21 protein-coding genes are annotated in these 17,307 nt (G+C 70.9%); all 21 read left to right on the forward strand.

Going from position 1 to position 17,307, the window contains the following annotated elements; all coding sequences use genetic code 11:
- The first annotated feature begins 42 nt into the window (after positions 1 to 42).
- On the forward strand, positions 43 to 1,200 hold the full coding sequence (locus IE225_RS04060; protein ID WP_190055895.1) for a ParB/RepB/Spo0J family partition protein: 1,158 nt from the start codon (positions 43 to 45) through the stop codon (positions 1,198 to 1,200).
- A gap of 104 nt (positions 1,201 to 1,304) precedes the next feature.
- Entirely contained in the window at positions 1,305 to 2,147 is an 843-nt protein-coding gene (locus IE225_RS04065) for a class I SAM-dependent methyltransferase (RefSeq protein ID WP_190055896.1), read from the forward strand.
- 89 nt (positions 2,148 to 2,236) lie between these two features.
- A complete protein-coding gene (locus tag IE225_RS04070; protein ID WP_190055897.1) occupies positions 2,237 to 2,653 on the forward strand; it encodes a hypothetical protein in 417 nt (138 codons plus the stop codon).
- A 26-nt stretch (positions 2,654 to 2,679) separates the two neighbouring features.
- Positions 2,680 to 2,862, forward strand: coding sequence for a hypothetical protein (locus IE225_RS04075; RefSeq protein ID WP_190055898.1), 183 nt, complete (start codon positions 2,680 to 2,682; stop codon positions 2,860 to 2,862).
- Positions 2,863 to 2,932: 70 nt separating this feature from the next.
- Positions 2,933 to 3,151 carry a hypothetical protein gene (locus tag IE225_RS04080; RefSeq protein WP_190055899.1) on the forward strand — a complete coding sequence of 73 codons (219 nt, stop codon included), beginning with the start codon at positions 2,933 to 2,935 and terminating at the stop codon, positions 3,149 to 3,151.
- A gap of 84 nt (positions 3,152 to 3,235) precedes the next feature.
- The gene (locus IE225_RS04085; RefSeq protein WP_190055900.1) at positions 3,236 to 4,417 is read left to right on the forward strand and encodes a hypothetical protein; all 1,182 of its coding nucleotides are present in this window, start codon (positions 3,236 to 3,238) and stop codon (positions 4,415 to 4,417) included.
- A gap of 78 nt (positions 4,418 to 4,495) precedes the next feature.
- Positions 4,496 to 5,380, forward strand: coding sequence for a hypothetical protein (locus IE225_RS04090; RefSeq protein ID WP_190055901.1), 885 nt, complete (start codon positions 4,496 to 4,498; stop codon positions 5,378 to 5,380).
- A gap of 116 nt (positions 5,381 to 5,496) precedes the next feature.
- On the forward strand, positions 5,497 to 6,024 hold the full coding sequence (locus tag IE225_RS04095) for a hypothetical protein (RefSeq protein WP_190055902.1): 528 nt from the start codon (positions 5,497 to 5,499) through the stop codon (positions 6,022 to 6,024).
- 69 nt (positions 6,025 to 6,093) lie between these two features.
- Positions 6,094 to 7,887 carry a DNA cytosine methyltransferase gene (locus IE225_RS04100; RefSeq protein ID WP_229879218.1) on the forward strand — a complete coding sequence of 598 codons (1,794 nt, stop codon included), beginning with the start codon at positions 6,094 to 6,096 and terminating at the stop codon, positions 7,885 to 7,887.
- A 117-nt stretch (positions 7,888 to 8,004) separates the two neighbouring features.
- Positions 8,005 to 8,274 carry a hypothetical protein gene (locus tag IE225_RS04105; RefSeq protein WP_190055903.1) on the forward strand — a complete coding sequence of 90 codons (270 nt, stop codon included), beginning with the start codon at positions 8,005 to 8,007 and terminating at the stop codon, positions 8,272 to 8,274.
- A 149-nt stretch (positions 8,275 to 8,423) separates the two neighbouring features.
- Positions 8,424 to 9,347: a magnesium chelatase domain-containing protein gene (locus IE225_RS04110; RefSeq protein WP_190055904.1), complete on the forward strand. Its 924-nt coding sequence runs from the start codon at positions 8,424 to 8,426 to the stop codon at positions 9,345 to 9,347.
- Between the two features lie 83 nt (positions 9,348 to 9,430).
- On the forward strand, positions 9,431 to 10,096 hold the full coding sequence (locus IE225_RS04115; protein ID WP_190055905.1) for a hypothetical protein: 666 nt from the start codon (positions 9,431 to 9,433) through the stop codon (positions 10,094 to 10,096).
- Positions 10,097 to 10,311: 215 nt separating this feature from the next.
- Complete coding sequence (locus tag IE225_RS04120) at positions 10,312 to 10,989, forward strand: hypothetical protein (protein WP_190055906.1); 678 nt, start codon at positions 10,312 to 10,314, stop codon at positions 10,987 to 10,989.
- 144 nt (positions 10,990 to 11,133) lie between these two features.
- On the forward strand, positions 11,134 to 11,574 hold the full coding sequence (locus IE225_RS04125; protein ID WP_190055907.1) for a hypothetical protein: 441 nt from the start codon (positions 11,134 to 11,136) through the stop codon (positions 11,572 to 11,574).
- Between the two features lie 6 nt (positions 11,575 to 11,580).
- Positions 11,581 to 11,820, forward strand: a complete 240-nt coding sequence (locus tag IE225_RS04130; RefSeq protein WP_190055908.1) for a hypothetical protein — start codon at positions 11,581 to 11,583, stop codon at positions 11,818 to 11,820.
- A 287-nt stretch (positions 11,821 to 12,107) separates the two neighbouring features.
- Positions 12,108 to 13,451, forward strand: a complete 1,344-nt coding sequence (locus tag IE225_RS04135) for a putative antirestriction adenine methyltransferase (protein ID WP_190055909.1) — start codon at positions 12,108 to 12,110, stop codon at positions 13,449 to 13,451.
- A complete protein-coding gene (locus IE225_RS04140) occupies positions 13,448 to 14,389 on the forward strand; it encodes a ParB N-terminal domain-containing protein (RefSeq protein ID WP_190055910.1) in 942 nt (313 codons plus the stop codon). Before IE225_RS04135 ends, IE225_RS04140 begins: the two co-directional genes overlap by 4 nt.
- A complete protein-coding gene (locus IE225_RS04145; protein WP_190055911.1) occupies positions 14,386 to 14,982 on the forward strand; it encodes a hypothetical protein in 597 nt (198 codons plus the stop codon). Before IE225_RS04140 ends, IE225_RS04145 begins: the two co-directional genes overlap by 4 nt.
- Before the next feature lie 3 nt (positions 14,983 to 14,985).
- On the forward strand, positions 14,986 to 16,545 hold the full coding sequence (locus IE225_RS04150; protein ID WP_190055912.1) for a terminase large subunit domain-containing protein: 1,560 nt from the start codon (positions 14,986 to 14,988) through the stop codon (positions 16,543 to 16,545).
- A gap of 85 nt (positions 16,546 to 16,630) precedes the next feature.
- Positions 16,631 to 16,879, forward strand: coding sequence for a hypothetical protein (locus IE225_RS04155; protein WP_190055913.1), 249 nt, complete (start codon positions 16,631 to 16,633; stop codon positions 16,877 to 16,879).
- 95 nt (positions 16,880 to 16,974) lie between these two features.
- Complete coding sequence (locus tag IE225_RS04160; protein WP_190055914.1) at positions 16,975 to 17,307, forward strand: DUF1360 domain-containing protein; 333 nt, start codon at positions 16,975 to 16,977, stop codon at positions 17,305 to 17,307.

A 17,307-nucleotide genomic window follows, 5' to 3' on the forward strand; every position in this document is an offset into this window, starting at 1 on the left:
AAAGTAGTTCAAACCACCCACTACCTAGCGATTGGACGCGCTATGGCCACCACCGAGACCACCACCGAGGCCCCCGCGAAGGAGCCGGCGCGGAAGGCCCCCGCGGCGACCAAGGCGGCCCCCGCGAAGAAGCCGGCGCGGAAGGCCCCCGCGGCCACCAAGGCGGCCCCCGCGAAGAAGCCGGCCGACGGCGAGGTGCGGACGCAGCTCCGCACCATCCCGATCAGCAAGATCGACCGCGACCCGGGCCAGCCCCGCGAGCACTTCGACCAGGCGGCCCTCGAGGAACTGGCCGCCTCCATGAAGAAGCTCGGCCAGCTCCAGCCGATCAACGTCCGCTACAACGAGGACACCAAGCGGTACACGATCATCATGGGCGAGCGCCGCTGGCGGGCCGCCCAGATTGCCGGCCTCACCCAGATGAAGGCCGTCGTCATGCACGGCCTGGCGGAGGGTCGCGAGTCGTTCGCGATGGCCGTCGCCGAGAACGTCGGCCGCGCCGACATGACCCCGGTCGAGGAGGCGACGGCTTTCCACAAGCTGGTCGACGCCGGTTACACGGTCGACGAGGTCGCTGAACTGGTCGGTAAGTCCGCCGCCTACGTGCAGTGGCGGATCGACCTGCTGGACCTCTGCCCGGAGGCCCGTGAGGCCCTGGTGAAGGGCCAGCTCCCGGTCGGCCTCGCCTGGTACGTCGGGAAGCTGTCGAACCAGAATCAGGTGCGGTTCCTCGCCCGCTGGGTGCGCGGCGACTTCAAGAGCGCCCGCGACGCCGAGTCCTTCGCGCAGGCCCTCCACACCGAGGAGAAGCGGCAGGAGCAGCAGGGCAGCTTCTTCGTCCTGTCCGACGAGGCGGCCGCGGCCCGCAAGGACAACGGGCAGGACGCCCTGCCGGGCTCCCTCGACCTTCCCGAGGAGGAGCGGGAGCGGATCATCAGCGACCGCAGCAAGCTCGTCGGGAAGATCGACAAGCTGGGCCAGGCCGGGGAGATCCTGTCGCTGCTCGCGGCGAGCGACCCCGAGGAGCTGGCCCTGCTGCTCGCTGGCACCCCCGGCGGCATCGGCGGGCACCGCCTGCGCATCCGGCACCTCCAGGACATCGCGACCAAGGCGATGGCCAATCTCCGCAAGGCCGAGATGGTCGCCGAGGTCCGCGCGTCCGGCCTGACCGTCAACCCGGACGCCGAAGCCGCCGCCTGACCCCCACCGCCCGGGCCGTGTGGCGCACCGCGCCCAGCAGTGCGCCACACGGCCCCCTCAGCCCCGTTCAGGAAGCCTGACTCCCATCCATCCAGGAGGACCCGATGGAGATCCCAAGCGGCGTCTACGACGTCCTCGCCGACCCCCGTACGGTCATCGCCGACAACCGGGTACAGATCCCGTTCCAACTCGACCCCGCCCGGTACGAGCAGGTGAAGAAGGTCCTGAGGGAAATCGGCGGCAGGTGGGACGGCCGCAAGACGGTCCGCGCCCACGTCTTCCCGTTCCCGGTGGAGGAGTTCATGCGCGCGTGCCTGGCCGCCCGCGAGTTCCCCTCCCGGTACGAGCAGGGCTGGTACCCGACCCCGACGCGGGTGGTCGACGAGATGCTGGCCCACGCAGGTATCCGCGAGGGGATGCGCGTCCTGGAACCGTCGGCCGGCACCGGCTCGATCGTCGGGCCGGCGACCGAGTGCGGCGCGGTCGTCGACTGCGTGGAGATCGACGAGCGGCGCGTGCACGTCCTGCGCGAGCAGGGCGCCGCCCGCCGCGTCGTGCACGCGGACTTCCTCGACCTCGACCCGCTCGACTCCCCCCACGGCTACCAGCGGGTGCTGATGAACCCGCCGTTCTCGACGGCCGTCCGGCACGTGAAGCACGCGCTGGGGTTCCTCGACGACGACGGCACACTCATCGCGGTCATGCCCGAGACGGTCATGTGGCACAGCGACCGCGCCACGGCCGAGTTCCGGGAGCTGGTCGCCCGTGCCGGGGGGACGTTCGCCCCGCTGCCCGAGGAGGCCTTCGCGCCGTCCGGGGTGAGGGTGCGCACCGTGCTCCTCGTCGTCGACGCTGAGCCCGGCGGGCCCCTGCCCACCCGCGGCTGGCGCCAGCGGCAGCCTCGGCAGCTCGACCTGTTCGCGCTCGCCCGACCTGCATTTCTTTGACGATCCTTTACTTAATCAACTTCCTAGAACTGGCTATGTAAAGTCGATTAAGGAAGAATGTAAGTGGCACTACCAAGGAAAGGACGAGGATGAATCTCGCTCTCGCCACCTGCACCTACCAGGAGTTCCAGCCCCCCATGGGCGCTCCGATCCGCACCACCGCCGGGCACCCCCGCTTCCCGCTCGGCTACGAACTGGTCGGCCACGCGAAGCTCATCACGCCGACGCGGGAACTGCTCGCGCAGAACCTGCCGCAGGACGCATACGAATTCAGCTACCGGCGGATCTTGAACGGCTACGGCATCGACCGGATCTACGCCGAGCTGGCCGGCCTGGCCGCCAGGGCCGGCGGCGCCCGCCTGGTCCTGCTGTGCTTCGACAAGCTCAGCAAGCCCGGCGCCTGGTGCCACCGCACCCACTTCGCCCGGTGGTGGCTGGAGCAGACCGGCGAGGAGATCCCCGAACTCGGCGACCAGCCGGGAACCCCCCCGCCCAGCCTGTTCTGACCGACCCACCCGACAAGGAGGACGCCGTGGCCGGCGCCTACTGCAAGTTCTGCGGTCACCGCTGCTTCGTGTACCGCATCATCCCCGACGGCCCTCAGAAGGGATGGGCCGGACACCTCGCCACCTGCCCCCGCGGCATGGCACACGACCGCGAGCAGACCGGACACGACCACACGACGGCCATCAACCCGTCCCAGGACAGCGACTGAGACAGCCCACCCCGTGACGGGCGGGCGCCCGGCGCCCCGTCCGCCACCCGCACCCGGAAGGAACGAACCCGTGAGCGACACCATGCAGCGGCAGACCGGCCAGACGGCCGCCGGCCCGGTCGACGACGCCCTGACGGGCCCGCTGGCCCTCCTCGGCCCGCTGGGCGTCCTCGGCGCCCTGCGGTCCGGGGCCGAGTTGTTCGTCGAGTACGGCGACCCGAACGACGTCCTCAGCCTCACCCAGGTCGAGCAGCTCGACAAGCTCATCGAGTTCTTCGACCTGGCCTGACCCGCTCGACCAACCTCCCGTGACGGGCGGGACGCCCGGCGTCCCGCCCGTCACCCGTACCTGAACGGAACGAAGGAGTTCACCGTGCAGCACCTGACTGCGACTCGCGTCCTGATACCCGGCGTCATCGGCCCGTACGACGCGCACGTGGAACTGGCGGACGACTGGAACGGCCACGTCCGTCCCCTGTTCAGCCTCACCATCGTCCGGCAGATCGCCGCCGACACCCAGGCCCAGGCCGGCGAGTACGGCCACGACAACGTGATCACCGCCCACGTCATCGACGGCGACCCCGGCCGTGACGGCGAGCACCGCGCGGTCGTCCTGGTCGTCAACTGGCAGTGGTGGGACCAGGACGGCGGCGCGAGGAAAGTGACGGACATCGTCGAGCCCACGTCCTACGGCCTGTACGCGATCGGCGGCGACTCCTGGTGCTGGGAGTTCCAGACCTGGGACTGCCGCTGCGAGGAGAAGAACCCCTGGCACGTCACCGTCTGCCAGTGCGGGCAGCCCCGCGCCATGCAGGTCGCCGTGCCCAAAGGCATGAAGGCCACCCGGGTCGGCGTCGACGGCCTGGGCAGCTACCCGGCCTTCGTCGTCGAGCACGCCCGCCTCGGACAGCTCGTCGCCCCCCACTTCACCCTCGACACCGTTCGGCAGCTCGCGGACGACACTCAGAAGGCCGCCGCCCAGTACGACCCGCGCAGCGCCGAGACGATCCACGTCCTGGACGCCGCCCCGGCCCCGGACGGCACGCGCCGCTCGATCGTCCTGCACACCGACTGGTGCATCGAGGTCGACGACGGCCCGGCCGACGCCGTCCGCGTCGTCGCCCCCGACCAGTTCGGCCTGTACCCGGTCGCCCCCGACTGGCACTGGCGCATCACCACCTGGTCGTGCGTCTGCGGCAACGCCAACGCGTGGGACGACGACCAGTGCCACGCCTGCACCCTGACCCGCGCCGGGCAGCCGAAGACGGACCTTGAGGCCGCCGCCTGGAAGGTCGGACGCCTCCTGCGCGCCCAGGCACCCGAGGCCACCTCGGCCCTGATCGACCTCACCGAACTCGCTCACATCACCGCGGTCTACGCCGGCATCGACGAGATCAGCACGGCCGACGACGGCCCCTTCGACACCGAGACCCTCGGGACGGCCGACGCAGAAATCCAGCAGGCCCTGGAGAAGGCAGCGATCGGTGACCTGACCAACGCCGGCTGGGAGCCTGTACTGCCCTCCCGGTACCTGATCACCTTCGGCCGGCAGTAGTCCGCCCGGCCCGGATCCCCGGAACGGGGTACCGGGCCTCCCCTCCCTGTCCCCTCCCGCATGAAACGAGGACACCACATGGCCACTCAGCCATCCCCCCGCCCCGCCTACCAGCTCCCCAGCAGCCAAGCGCTCGGCGCGGCCGTCACCAAGGCCCTGGACGACGCCCGGCAGGCCACCGAACAGCTCGGCCGGGTCATGGCCGTCGTCACCGCCGCGGCGGTCCGCGACGTCCTGACCGGGCACCAGCCCAGCGCCCTCTTCGACGCGGCCCGCCTCGAGCTGGTCGAAGGAGAAGACGGCTCACTGTTCCCGACCGGCCGGTACTGGACGCAGGCCGGCGAGGAGCGCACCTTCACCGAGACGGTCGGGCAGACCGAAGCCGGGAACGCCGTGCACGACATGAGCGGATGGACGGCCTACCTGGACGACGCCACCCGGCACGCCTGGTACCCGCTGTGCGAGGAGTTGCCCGACCGCGACGGCCGGCCCGCCTACGCGCTCGACCTCGCCCGCGCGGCGGCCCTCACCATCGACGAGCCCGCCCCCGCCGAGCCGGCTGGCGAGAAGAGCACGATGGTCGAGGTCATGGTGTGCGCGAACGACCGCGACCGGTACCCGGCCCTGGTGGACCCCGCCGATCAGCGCGACGGGTACGTGCGGCCCTGGTTCGATCTCGCCACCGTGCGGCGGATCGCGGCCGACACGCAGCGGGACGCCCGCCAGCACGGGCACGGCTCGATCGACACGGTGCACGTCCTGAGCGGCAGGGTAAACCGCACGCGGCACACGGTGGTGCTGGTCGTCTGCTGGATGTGGCTCGGCGGCGACCGGCGTGAGCAGGCGGTCGAGGTCCTCCCCCCGAGCGCGGACGGCCGGTACGCGGTCGGCGGGTTCGACTGGTGCTGGTACGCCCTCGACGGCGACCTGAACCCGCAGATCCCGTTTCGGCCAGCGCCCTGACCTGGTTTTTTTCGAATTCTTTGCTTAACTAGTTTATTAAAACTGGCTAGGTAAAGCTAATTCGGAAAGAATGAGATCACACCAACCACCACCCCTAGCAGCGACAGGGAGATCCCATGCGCGCCAACATCCGTCGCACCAGCCTCGACGCCCTCCACTCCGACGCGGAGGCCGCCCTCGCGCAGCTCACCATCGACGAGTCCGCCACCTACACCTGGACCGTCACCATCCGGCAGCCCGGCCAGCCCACCACCGAGCGCACCGAGACCGTCCCCGGCCGCGAGCTCGCCCGACTGATCCGCGCCCAGCTCCTCACCTCCATGCACGAGATCGAGCAGGACGACACCACCGGCACGATCACCACCCGCTGGACCCGCCAGAGCAAGCGGAACAACTACCGCACCCAGGAGGCGGTGTTCACCAAGCTCACCAACGAGGAGGCCACCGAGCTGGCCGCTCGGGCCGCCGCGACCCCCCGCGTCCCGGCCCACGTCCTCGACGAGCCCGCGCGGTTCGTCAGCCGCCGCGTCCTGCCCCCCGCCCCGGCTGCGCCCACCCGGCGGCGCGTGACCGTCCCGGCCCGCCTCAGGGCCTGCGGCGGCTGCTTCCAGGTGCCCGCTGCGAACGGCACCTGCGGCTGCTGACCCCCACCCGACCGGCCGGCGCCGCCCCAACCGGGGCGGCGCCCCTCATGCCAGCAAGGAGAGAGCGACGTGGCCTACATTGACGCCACCACGCGCGCAGTGGCGGTGACGTCCACCGTCACCACTCCCCGACCGGCCCGCGCCTACAAGCACGACGGCACCGAACTCACGGTCATGGACTGGTTCTGCGGGGCCGGCGGCTCCTCGCAGGGCGCGGACGCCGTCCCGAACGTGAAGGTGACCAGGGCGGCGAACCACTGGAAGCGCGCCCTCGAGTCACACATGGAGAACTTCCCGGGTGTCGCGCACTACATGGGCGACATCCGCAAGGCTCCGGTCTGGGCGTGGCCGGTCGCCGACATCCACTGGGCCAGCCCGGAGTGCACGCATTGGTCCATAGCCCAGGGGAAGAAGCGCTCGTTCGAGAAGGCCGTGCAGGGGGACCTCCTCGACCTGTACGCCGAGCTGGAGGGCGAGAAGTTCCAGGCGAGAGACGACGAGCCGGACAGCGGCCCCACCGCGGAAGAGGAGGCCAGCCGCGCGCTGATGGAAGAGGTCCCGCTGTACCTGCGGGGCGTCATCGAGCGCGGAAACCTGGTCAAAGCGGGCGTCGTTGAGAACGTGGTCGATGTCCGCAAGTGGTGGGAGTGGGACCGGTGGGTCGCGGAGTTCCACAAGCTCGGCTACCACACGAAGTTGATCGCGCTGAACAGCATGCACGCCGACCCGAGGTCGGTGCACAAAGCGCCGCAGTCCCGTGACCGACTGTACTTCGCGTACTGGCACAGGAGCCTGGGCCGCACCCCGAACTGGGAAAAGTGGTTGAGTCCGCGCGCCTACTGCACGGGGTGCGGCGAGTGGGTGAGTGCGCGGCAGGTGTTCAGGCGGCCCGGCGTCGACATGGGTCGCTACAAGAGCCAGTACGACTATCGGTGCCCGAACGCGAAGTGCGGGCACCAGATCGTCGAGCCTGAGGTGCTCCCGGCCGCAGTCGCGATCGACTGGAGCATCAAGGGCATCCGCATCGGCGACCGCGAGCAGCACGGGCTGTGGCCGCTCGCCGAGAAGACGAGGAAGAGGATCCAGGCCGGCCTGGACAAGTTCGCCAGGCCGATGATCGTGCCGACCGGCGGCACCTGGCGGACCGAGGCGACGAGCCTGGGCGAGCCGATGCCGACGCGCACCACCCGCGAGAGCGACGCGCTGGCCATCCCGCCGCTCGTCGTCCCCTGCGACGGACGCGAAGGCAAGATCGCCCGGCCGGCCTACGGGCCGATGCAGACACAGACCGGCCGCGCGGAATTCGGGCTGGCGTGGATGCCGTTCATCGCGGAGATCCGGGGCGGCAGCAGCGACGCCCGGTCCATCACCGACCCTCTCGCCACGGTTTGCGCGTCCGGTAACCATCACGCGCTGGTGACTCCGCCGGCGATGGTGATGCGGAACAACGGCAGCACCGGGGACGGTGGCGAGCACTGCACGTCGGTCGCCGAGCCGCTGCGGACGCTGACGACGGCCGGCCATCAGTCCGTGGTGACCTGGGAACCGCTGCTGATGCCGTACTACGGCAACGGGCAGGCTAAGCCGGTCAGCGAGCCGGTCGGCACCCTGTCGACGCGCGACCGGTACGCCCTGGTGCAGGGCGAGGTGAGCGTCGATGACGTCCTGTTCCGGATGCTCCAGCCTCACGAGGTTCAGCGGGCGATGGCGTTCGCGGACGACTACGTGGTGCTGGGCAGCAAGCGGGATCGGGTGAAGCAGCTCGGAAACGCGGTTACGCCGAACGCGGCCGAGGTGCTGGTCTGCGCACTCGCCGAGTGCATCACCGGCGAGGAGATCGACCGGTACGCGACGGCAGCTTGACCTGCATTTCTTTGCGACTTCTTTACTGAATTAGCTTGTTAAAACTGGCTAGGTAAAGCTAATTCGGGCAGAATGAAAGTAGTTCAAAACACACCAACTCTCCACAAGGAGCGCGAAATGGCCACCATCACCCCCACCGCCCTCACCGCCACCGAGCTGGCCGACCGCCTGGCCGAGCAGATCGCCCCCCTCCGGGACCTGTTCCACTCTGGCAACGCCAACACCGCCACCGGCTCCCGGGTCGTGCACGACAGCGTGAAGGGCCTCATCAAGGCCCTGCGCGCCGGCGAGATCGACCCGGTCGTCGCTCAGGTCCGCCTGATCGCGATCAACAAGCGCGCGACCTTCTACAACGTGCGCCGCATCACCGCTGGCGAGATCCACTGACCCGCCCGGCCGGCCCGGCGCCCGCCGGGCCGGCCAGCACTCCCTGGGCGGCACGCGACGGACCACAGCCCAGCGCGTGCCGCCCACCCGGAAGGCGCCAGCCGTCCCCACCCCGGGGCCGGCTTCCCACCATCACGAGAGGAACCCACGTGACCGGCACCTACGCCACCGACCCGGCCACGGCCGCCCACTCGACGGCCTTCGAGATCGCCTACGACGCCGCCAACGCCGCCCGCCGCGCCCTCTACTCCCAGGCGGCAGCCTTCGCCGCCCACCTCGTGCGCGAGCACCTGCCCGAGGCCGCGGCTCTCACCATCGACGCCGACGCCAGGGAGCTGCACGAGGTGCTGGACGCCCACGGGCGCACCCTGTGGCACGCCCCCAGCAGCGCGGGCCACGGCCTGCCCGACAGCACCGTCGACGAGGTCGACGGCATCCTCCGCGACGCGATCCCCTTCGGCAACCTCCCCAACGCGGCCGGCTGGAGGATCGCCCCGCAGGGCCTGCCGTACCGGACCGTCCCCCTGCCGGAACTCCCGGCGTCGAAGACGTCCCGCCCGGCTCCCGCCCCGGACCGGGCCCAGGCCCACGTCTACGGAGAGTCCGCCGTGGTCCACGCGGCGATCACCCCAGGCGTCGGCTCGTTCATCCTCGGCGGCGTCCGCAACGAGCGGGAGACCCGGGACCGCGTCCGCGCGGCCATCGTCAACAGCGGCTACGACTGGCCCGCGGGCCGCATCACGGTCACCGTCGACACCGGCACCGACCAGCCCGCCGGCACCGCCAACGACCTCGCCATCGCCTGCGCGATCCTCGGCGCAGCCGGCCACTACGGCCCGGACGCCCTGACCCGGACCGCGCTCATCGGCGAACTCGGCCTGGACGGCCGGGTCCGGCCCGCGGTCGACGTCCCCGACCGCATCCGCACCGCCCAGAAGGCCGGCTACCTGAACTTCATCGTGCCCGCCGCGGACTTCGACGAGGCGAGCCGGAACAGCAACGTCACCGTGCTCGGCGCCGCCACCCTGGGCACGGCCCTCAACTTCCTGAAGGAGATGGCCGAGGCGTGGTGACCCACGCACCGGGGCCGGGGTGCAGGCAGCGCACCCCGGCCCCGGACACCATCCACCCGCTCCACTATCCCAGAGAGGCACCCGTGAACAGCTTCCCGCCCGACGTCCATCTCACGATCTACGGCCCCGGCCACTTCCCCGACCCCTCGCCGTTCGCCGAGCACGGCTACCTGTTCACCGTCCCCGGCAGCTACCCGGACGACACCCCGGCCCACACCAACGTCACCGACTGGGAGATGGCCGTCTACCTCACCGGCGACCGAGACGAGTGGGAGGTCCGCGACGTCAACGGCGAGCGGCGCGTGTGGGCAACCGCCGGCAGCCGCCGAGAAGCGATCGGCCTCGCCTTCCTGGAGATCGCCCGCAAACGGCGCCTCGAGGCCGCCGGCATCGCCGCCAAGCGTCGGGCCGCCGGCCTGGAACCCGTCCCCCCGTACGCGGTGGAGGTCACCAGCAGCATCACCCTCGTCGCCACCCCGGCGAAGATCGCCGTCCTCGACCGCATCGAGCCCGCCAAGGGCGACACCCCGGCCCGCTACCACGTGCACGACGTCAACGGGGGAGAGCCGTACGTGATCCAGGAGACCGACGGGGTCACGCTGCGCACCAGCACGGTCGGCGTGCTCCACGCCCGCTGCGGCCACACCCCGAAGGCGGCCGCCCGCTTCGAGGACGAGCCGGGCGCCCTCCGCTTCGCCCAGCGCGCCCTGGACGCGTGCTGGCCGTGCGACCACCTCCCCCAGGCCTGACCACACCCCGGGGCCGGAGCAGGCAGCGCCCCGGCCCCACCACCACAGAGGAAGGAACCACCCTGCATGGCCAGCAAGTCCTTCTGGAGCCAACGAGCAACCCGCAGGTGAGGGCCGGGGGACAGGCAGCGTCCCCCGGCCCCCACTGCTGTTCTACCGCGCCCACCGCGCGCCGACCACCACCACCCCGACCCGACCGAGACAGGACGCCACAGATGGCCACAGGATGGACGATCCGCCCGATCCGTCTCCCGGACGAGCACCTGCCGACCGGCCCGCGCGAGACCGACTGGACGTGCCGGACCTGCACCACGCCCTGGCCGTGCGAGACCGCCCGCGACCACCTCACCATGATCCGCTGCGTGTGCGGCGCCCCCACCTACCGGGAGACCCGCGGCCCCCGCCGCTGGCACAAAGGCCCCCGCTGCTACACGGCCGCCGACGTCGCCGTACAGCAGGCCGCCGACTGGAAGGCGTACCGGGAGGCACACCCCCACTACCCACCCAGCCACTACTACCCGCCCAAGCCCCGGCGGGCCCGCCGGCAGAAGCCGCCGTACCGGCACCGCCCGGCCGGGCCCGGCGACATCCGGCCCGGCACCTGGACGTGGGTCAAGCCCGGCGCCCTCCACCCCGGCTGGGGCGACATCCACCACCTCGCCATGATCACCCGGCCCGGCCTGCCCCGGTGCGAGGTGTGGCTGATCCTCGACGGCACCGTGCACGACGCGCGAGCCGACCAGCTCATCCTGGCCGGCGGCCCCCGCAAGGACCGGCCCGCCTGGTGGGAGTGGACGGTCGCCGCCCACCTGGAGCACAACAAACCCGCAGACCAGAGCGGCAACCGTACCGCGGTCCAACTGGACCTGCTCAGCGGCCACACGGACGTCTAAGGGGCCCAACCCCCAGAGCCTCCCCCATCCCCAAGACCTGGCAACGAGGCGACCACAGGCGGAATCGCAGCTCCCACTGGCCCGGATTCCGCCCTCGCCCCCACCGCCCGCAGGTAGCCTGACCGCACACGCGAAGGAGCAGCCATGGGAGCAATCCAGGAGCCCACCCCGGCCATGGGCCCCTACTGGGTCGAGATCCGCGGCGAGTCGTTCTACCTGACCCGCGGCAACGCCCCGGCCGGCGTCGTCACCCAGCCCGGCCGGCACGAGGTCGTCGTCCCAGCCGGGGACGCCCCCCACATCCTGGCCGCCCTCGACCAGGTCGCCGCGCACCCGCAGTGGCAGCGCTGGCCCCGGCCGGCCGAGGGCGAGCAGCCGGACACCTCCTGGACCCGCGCCCCGGGCGGGCAGGGCCCGGCCGCCGACCCGCACTGGACCGTCACCCTCGACGGCGACCGCCTCCACCTGCGCGGCCCGTGGGTCGTCTACCACGAGACCCACCGGCACCTCCTCGGCACCGAGCTGTGCTACCGGGACGTCCCGCAGCTCCGCGACGCACTCGCCGCTGTCACCAAGGAGGCGTGACCAGCAGTGAGCGAACCGAAGCCGGCCGAGTGGTTCTACGTCCTCACCGCCGACTGGGTCTTCAAAGACGGTGAGGCCGAAGGCGGGAGCGGAACCGTTCAAGGAGTTCTCCCCGGCCACCTCACCCGCTGGGAAGTGATGGAGCGGGCATACGTCAAGTTGCGGCGAAATCACGGCATCGCCGGCGAAGACGTCCGGATCGTCGTGACCCTGTGGTCCTGCGAACCGAACACGCCGCTGACCTGACACCGGGACCCGCCCGTTCCCGCACCCCTGGCACACCCCCCGCTGATGTACGATCCCATCGGCCGGTCGTTCTGAGCAGCGGCACGACCGCCACCCGCGCTGGTGCGTGTAAGTAGCACGCCCCGACTTCCAGTCGGGGGGTCCAGGTGCAAGCCCTGGCCGGCGCTCCACGAAGGACCCCGCCCCACCCACCCCGGGCGGGGTCCTTCGCATTCCCCCCCACCGCTGACAATGGGCCGACGAACCCGCAGGTAGCCCCTGCCCCGTCGGATCTCTTGGAGCGGCACATGTTCCACGGCTCGATACCCGCGCCCCTCCGGTCGATCATCTACGAGCACGCCGGCACCTGGCCCGGCGAGGACATCTACGTTGGCTGCTCCGGGAACTTCACCATCGAGCGGGTGCTGCACGCCCGGTTCGGCGACGCCCGCCGCATCCACGGCAACGACATCCAGGCGTACTCCTGCGCCCTCGGCTGGTACCTCGCCGGCGACCCGCTCAACTACACCCTGCGCGAGGAGTACGAAGCCGAACTCGGCTGGCTCAAGCCGTACCTGGAGGACCGCACCGACCTCCTCGCCACCCTCATGCTCGGCACCCGCTTCCTCCAGTACGTCGGCAAGGACGGCGCCTACTACCGGCGCATGATGGACGCCACCCGCGACCAGTGGGACCGGATGCACGACAAGACCGCCACCAAGCTGCGGAACCTCCAGACCCGCCTGGGCTCGTTCTACGCCGGCGACGTCCGCGACTACCTCGACCAGGAGGTGCCCCCCGACGCCCCGGTGGTGATGTTCCCCCCGTTCTACGCGAAGGACTACCAAGCGCAGTTCGCCAGCATCGACGCCGCCTTCCACTGGCCCGAGCCGGCCTTCGACGAGCTGACCGAAGACGGCAAGGAACGCATCATCGAACAGGTCCAGGACCGACCGAACTGGGTCCTCGGCCTGCACATCGAACGGCCCGAGCTGCGAGACAAGCTCGCCGGCGTCGTCCAGACCGCGAACCGCGGCCTGCCGATCTACGTGTACGCCGCCGCCGGCCCGCGCCGCATCGTCCGCCCCCACCAGCCCGTCGAGCCGATCCCCATGCCGAAGATCGGGCAGGACGAGGAACTCGGCGACCACATGACGCTCCACGTCCTCACCGGCGGACAGTTCGCGGCGATCCGCTCCCAGTTCATGTCCAAGACGATCAAGCCCGGCAGCCCGCTCATCGCGTGCGGCGTCGCCGTCGACGGCAAGCTGATCGGCGCGTTCGCATACCTGCCGCCGAAGTTCGACCCGACCACCGCCTACCTCATGTCGGACTTCCCGGTGTCGTGGACCCGCTACCGGCGCCTGGCGAAGCTCATCGTCATGGCGGCCTCCACGAAGGAAGCGCAGCTCCTCGTGCAGCGGTCCCTGTCGAAGCGGATCGACTCCTGGGCCACCACGGCGTTCACCGACCGGCCCAACAGCGCAAAGTACGGGCGCGGCATCCCCGGCGTGAAGCTGCAGAAGCGCACCGAGCCCGGCGCGGACGGCATCCACCGCTACCAGCTCCAGTACGGCGGCCCCCTCGGCGCCTACGACCTGAACGAAGCCCTGTCCCTGTGGAAGACCAAACACGGCAAGGACCTGCGATGACCACCACCAGCACCGGCGACAAGCGCATCCGGCCCCGCCTCGTCCAGCGCGACCCGCGCAAGCTCACCCGCCTCACGGTCAACGCGCACTACCAGACCAAGGAGGAGTACGACCGGCTCGTCGCGAACATCCGCGCGGACGGCTGCCTCACCAGCGTCCCCCTCATCTACGGGGCCGGCGAGTACCCGGAGGGCGAGGAGCTGATCGTCTCCGGCAACCACCGCTGCGACGCCTCCGTGGAAGCCGACCTGGAGGAGATCACCTGCCTGCTCATCGACGACCCGCAGGAGAAGGACCAGCTCATCGCCCGACAGCTGTCCCATAACGCCATCACCGGCAAGGACGACCCGGCCACCCTTCAGCAGCTGTACGACCAGATCGAGGACGTGGACTGGCGGGCCTACTCCGGCCTGGACGACGCCCAGCTCCAGCTCCTCGCCGAGGTCAGCCCCGAGGGCCTCTCCGAAGCCAACCTGGACTTCGCGACCGTGAGCCTGATCTTCCTGCCGTCCGAGCTGGAAGCCGCCCGCGAAGCCTTCGAGCAGGCCCGCCTCGGCCAGAACGAATCCTGGCTCGCGGCACGCGCCGACTACGAGCAGACCCTGGACACGCTCGCCTCCACGCACTCCGCGCACAAGGTCGGCAACGTCGCCACCGCCCTCCACGCCATCCTCGCGATCGTCGAACGCCACCTCGACGAACTCGCCGAGGGCTACACCAGCCCCGCCGGCGAGCCCCTGCACAACGGGCACGTCGGCCTGGAAACCGTCCTCGGCGCCCGCACCCTGCCCGCCCCCGCCGCCATCACCCTCAACAAGGCCATAGCCGCTGCAGAAGGACGCGGAGAGATCGAGCAGGGGCAGGGCTGGAAGCTCCTCGAACGCCTGGCAGGCGAGTACCTGTCCGGACCCAACCACCTCCCCAGCGACCTCGCATGAGCACCCGCCCACCCATCACCCTCGACCCCAACCTGGACCCGTGGGAACGTCAGCCCGGAGAGACCCCCCACAAACACGGGCAGTTCACCACCTACCGGGACCTCGGCAGGACCCGCACCCTGACCGAAGCCGCACGGAGGCTGACACTCGCGTACGGGCACGTGAGGAACCTCGCCGCCCAGTACCGCTGGCGCGAGCGGGTCGAAGCCTGGGACCGGCACCTGGACCGCCAGTACGAGGCGATGTGGCTGGAGGAGCGCCGGAAGGCTGCCGAGACCGACGCGAAGATCCTGGGCGCGGCGATCGGCAAGCTGGCCCAGCGCCTCACCACGCTGAACGCGGCCGAGCTGTCCGCCGGCGACTTCATCCGCCTCATGGACGTCGCCATGCGGCACCGCCGCGTGCTGTTCGGTGACCCCACGGAGACGATCGCCGTCACCAGCGAAGGCACCAACGCGCTCGCCAAGCAGTTCACCGAGTTCGCGCAGATGAGCCCGGAGCAGCGCCGCGCCCGCCTCGGGGAACTCGCGGCGTCGGTGAACCAGCGCATCCGGGCCGTGGACGGCAGCGACGACGAAGACGAGGAGGCGTAACCCGTGACGGTCGCCGTGGACGAGCTGGAGCACCTGGACGACGCCGAGGTGTACCGGCAGCTGGAGGCCGCGCGCCGCTCCATGAGCGCCGACCTGCTGCAGGATCCGGTGACGCTCGCCCGCGGCCTGGACCGCACCTTCCGGATGCGGCCGCACCTGAAGGTCATCGGCGACGCCCTCGCAGAGGTCGGCCGGGGCGAGGTAGACCGGCTGCTGATCCTGACCCCGCCCCAGGTTGGGAAGTCCACCACCGTGGCGGAGTGGTTCCCGTTCTGGTGGCTGTGCCTGTACCCCGGGGACCGGGTCGCGGTCACCTCCTACGGCGACGACCTGGCGCTGCGCCGCGGCAAGAAGATCCGCTCCTACGTCGAGGAGTACGGCGACGAGTGGGGGCTGCACCTGCGGCCCGGGTCGGGAGCGATGCAGGACTGGGAGGTCACCAAGGCCGGCGGCGTCCGCTCCGTCTCCGTCGGGAAGGGCCTGACCGGGCACCCGGTGAACCTGCTGATCATCGACGACCCGCACAAGGACCGCGCCGACGCCGAATCCGAGTCCGCCCGTCGCGCGCTGCACGACTGGTACAGCTCGGCCGCCCTGTCCCGCCTCCAACCGGACCGCTCCGCCGTGGTGGCGATCCAAACCAGATGGCATCCCGATGACTTCGCCGGCCGCCGCATCCACGAGGAGGGCCGCATCGAGGACGGCGGCCGGTGGAAGGTGATCCACCTCCCCGCGGTCGCCGACCCCAAGTTCGGCCCCGACCCGCTCGGCCGCGAGCCGGGGGAGCCGCTGCCGCACCCGAAGATCCCCACCCGGGCCGTGGAGCGGCTCAAGGCGTGGTGGGCGCAGAAGAAGGCAACGTCGATCGTCCGGGACTGGCACGCCCTCTACCAGGGCGACCCCCAGCCCGGTGAAGGAGCGCTCGTGTCCGAGGAACTGCTGCGCCTGCTGCGCGACACCACCACCCCCGTGGAGCCGCAGAAGATCGCCGTCTCGATCGACCCCTCCGGCGGTGGCCGGGACACCGCGGGCGTCATCGGCGGGTTCCTCGGCGACGACGGCCGCGTGTGGATCACCGACGACGTCTCCGCGCCGATGTCCTCGGCCGAGTGGTCCACCGCGGCGTGCCGGCTCGCGCACCGCACGAACGCGGGCATCATCTACGTCGAGTGGAACTTCGGCCGGGACATGTGCGTCCTGGCGATCCAGACGTCGTGGGAGAAGCTCCAGCGGGACGGGGAGATCCCGAAGAACGCGCTGATGCCGGCGATCCTCCCGGTGCGCGCCAAGCAGGGGAAGCTGCTGCGGGCGGAGCCGATCGCGCAGCAGATGGTGCAGGACAAGGTCCGCTTCCGCGGCGTGTTCACCGACCTGGAGCGCGAGTGGGCGACGTGGCAGCCCACCGACCCCGACAGCCCCGGCCGCATCGACGCCTCCTGTGTCCTGGTGTACGGCCTGATCCCGGAGGCCAACGCTGGAGCCATCGCCCATGCCCCGCTCCCGCAGGCCCCCCTCGGCGGCGGGAACCGGCCGGCGTCCCCCTACTCGCGCCGGATCGGCTGACCCTCCCAGAACCGCCCGCGAGAGCGCGACCGTCCCGGCACGAACTGACCACCAGCGCCGTCCCCGGCCCGGCACACTGAGGGGCGTGAAGCTGCCTCGCGTCGAATGCTCCGCCTGCGGCCGGTCCATCGCGGCCGGCCCGGTCGCCGGCCGCCTCAGCAAGGGCCGGGTGTGGCGCCACGACCCGCCCGGGAGGCCGCCGGGGAGTGCCCTGGTGTCCTGCCTCGGTTCGCTCGCCATCGTGGACCTGCCGCTCCCGGCCCGGCAGATGGAGCTGCCCGCCGACCCGGGCGAGCCGGACCCGGACGGCGCGGACGCCCTGCCCCTGTTCTGACCCGCAGCACTGCGCGCACTGGTGCGTACTGCTGCACGCTGTGCGCAGTACGATTGCCGCCGTTCGTGACCTGGGGTCTTCACCGGAGGCGGCCTGTGATCTCTCTGCCCGTGCTCGCACTGCTCGGCTTCGCCGCCTACCGCGCGACGCAGCTCGGCGTCCATGACTCGATCCTGGACGGCACCCGCCGCCGGCTCGGCGCCTGGCACGCCGACAAGATCGACAGCAAGGCGCGCGGCTTCATCGTGCAGCTCGTCAGCTGCATCTACTGCTTCGGGTTCTGGCTGTCCGGCGTGACGCTCCTCGCGTACCTCCTCGCCACCGACTCCTGGGGCGACGCCTCGTGGCTCGTCCACGGCATCGAGTGGTTCGCCGTCGCCGGCGCCCAGGCCCTGCTCAACCGCTTCGACGACACGCTGGACCACTGA

It is taken from the genome of Streptomyces echinoruber, from assembly GCF_014651135.1.
Lineage (GTDB): Bacteria > Actinomycetota > Actinomycetes > Streptomycetales > Streptomycetaceae > Streptomyces > Streptomyces echinoruber.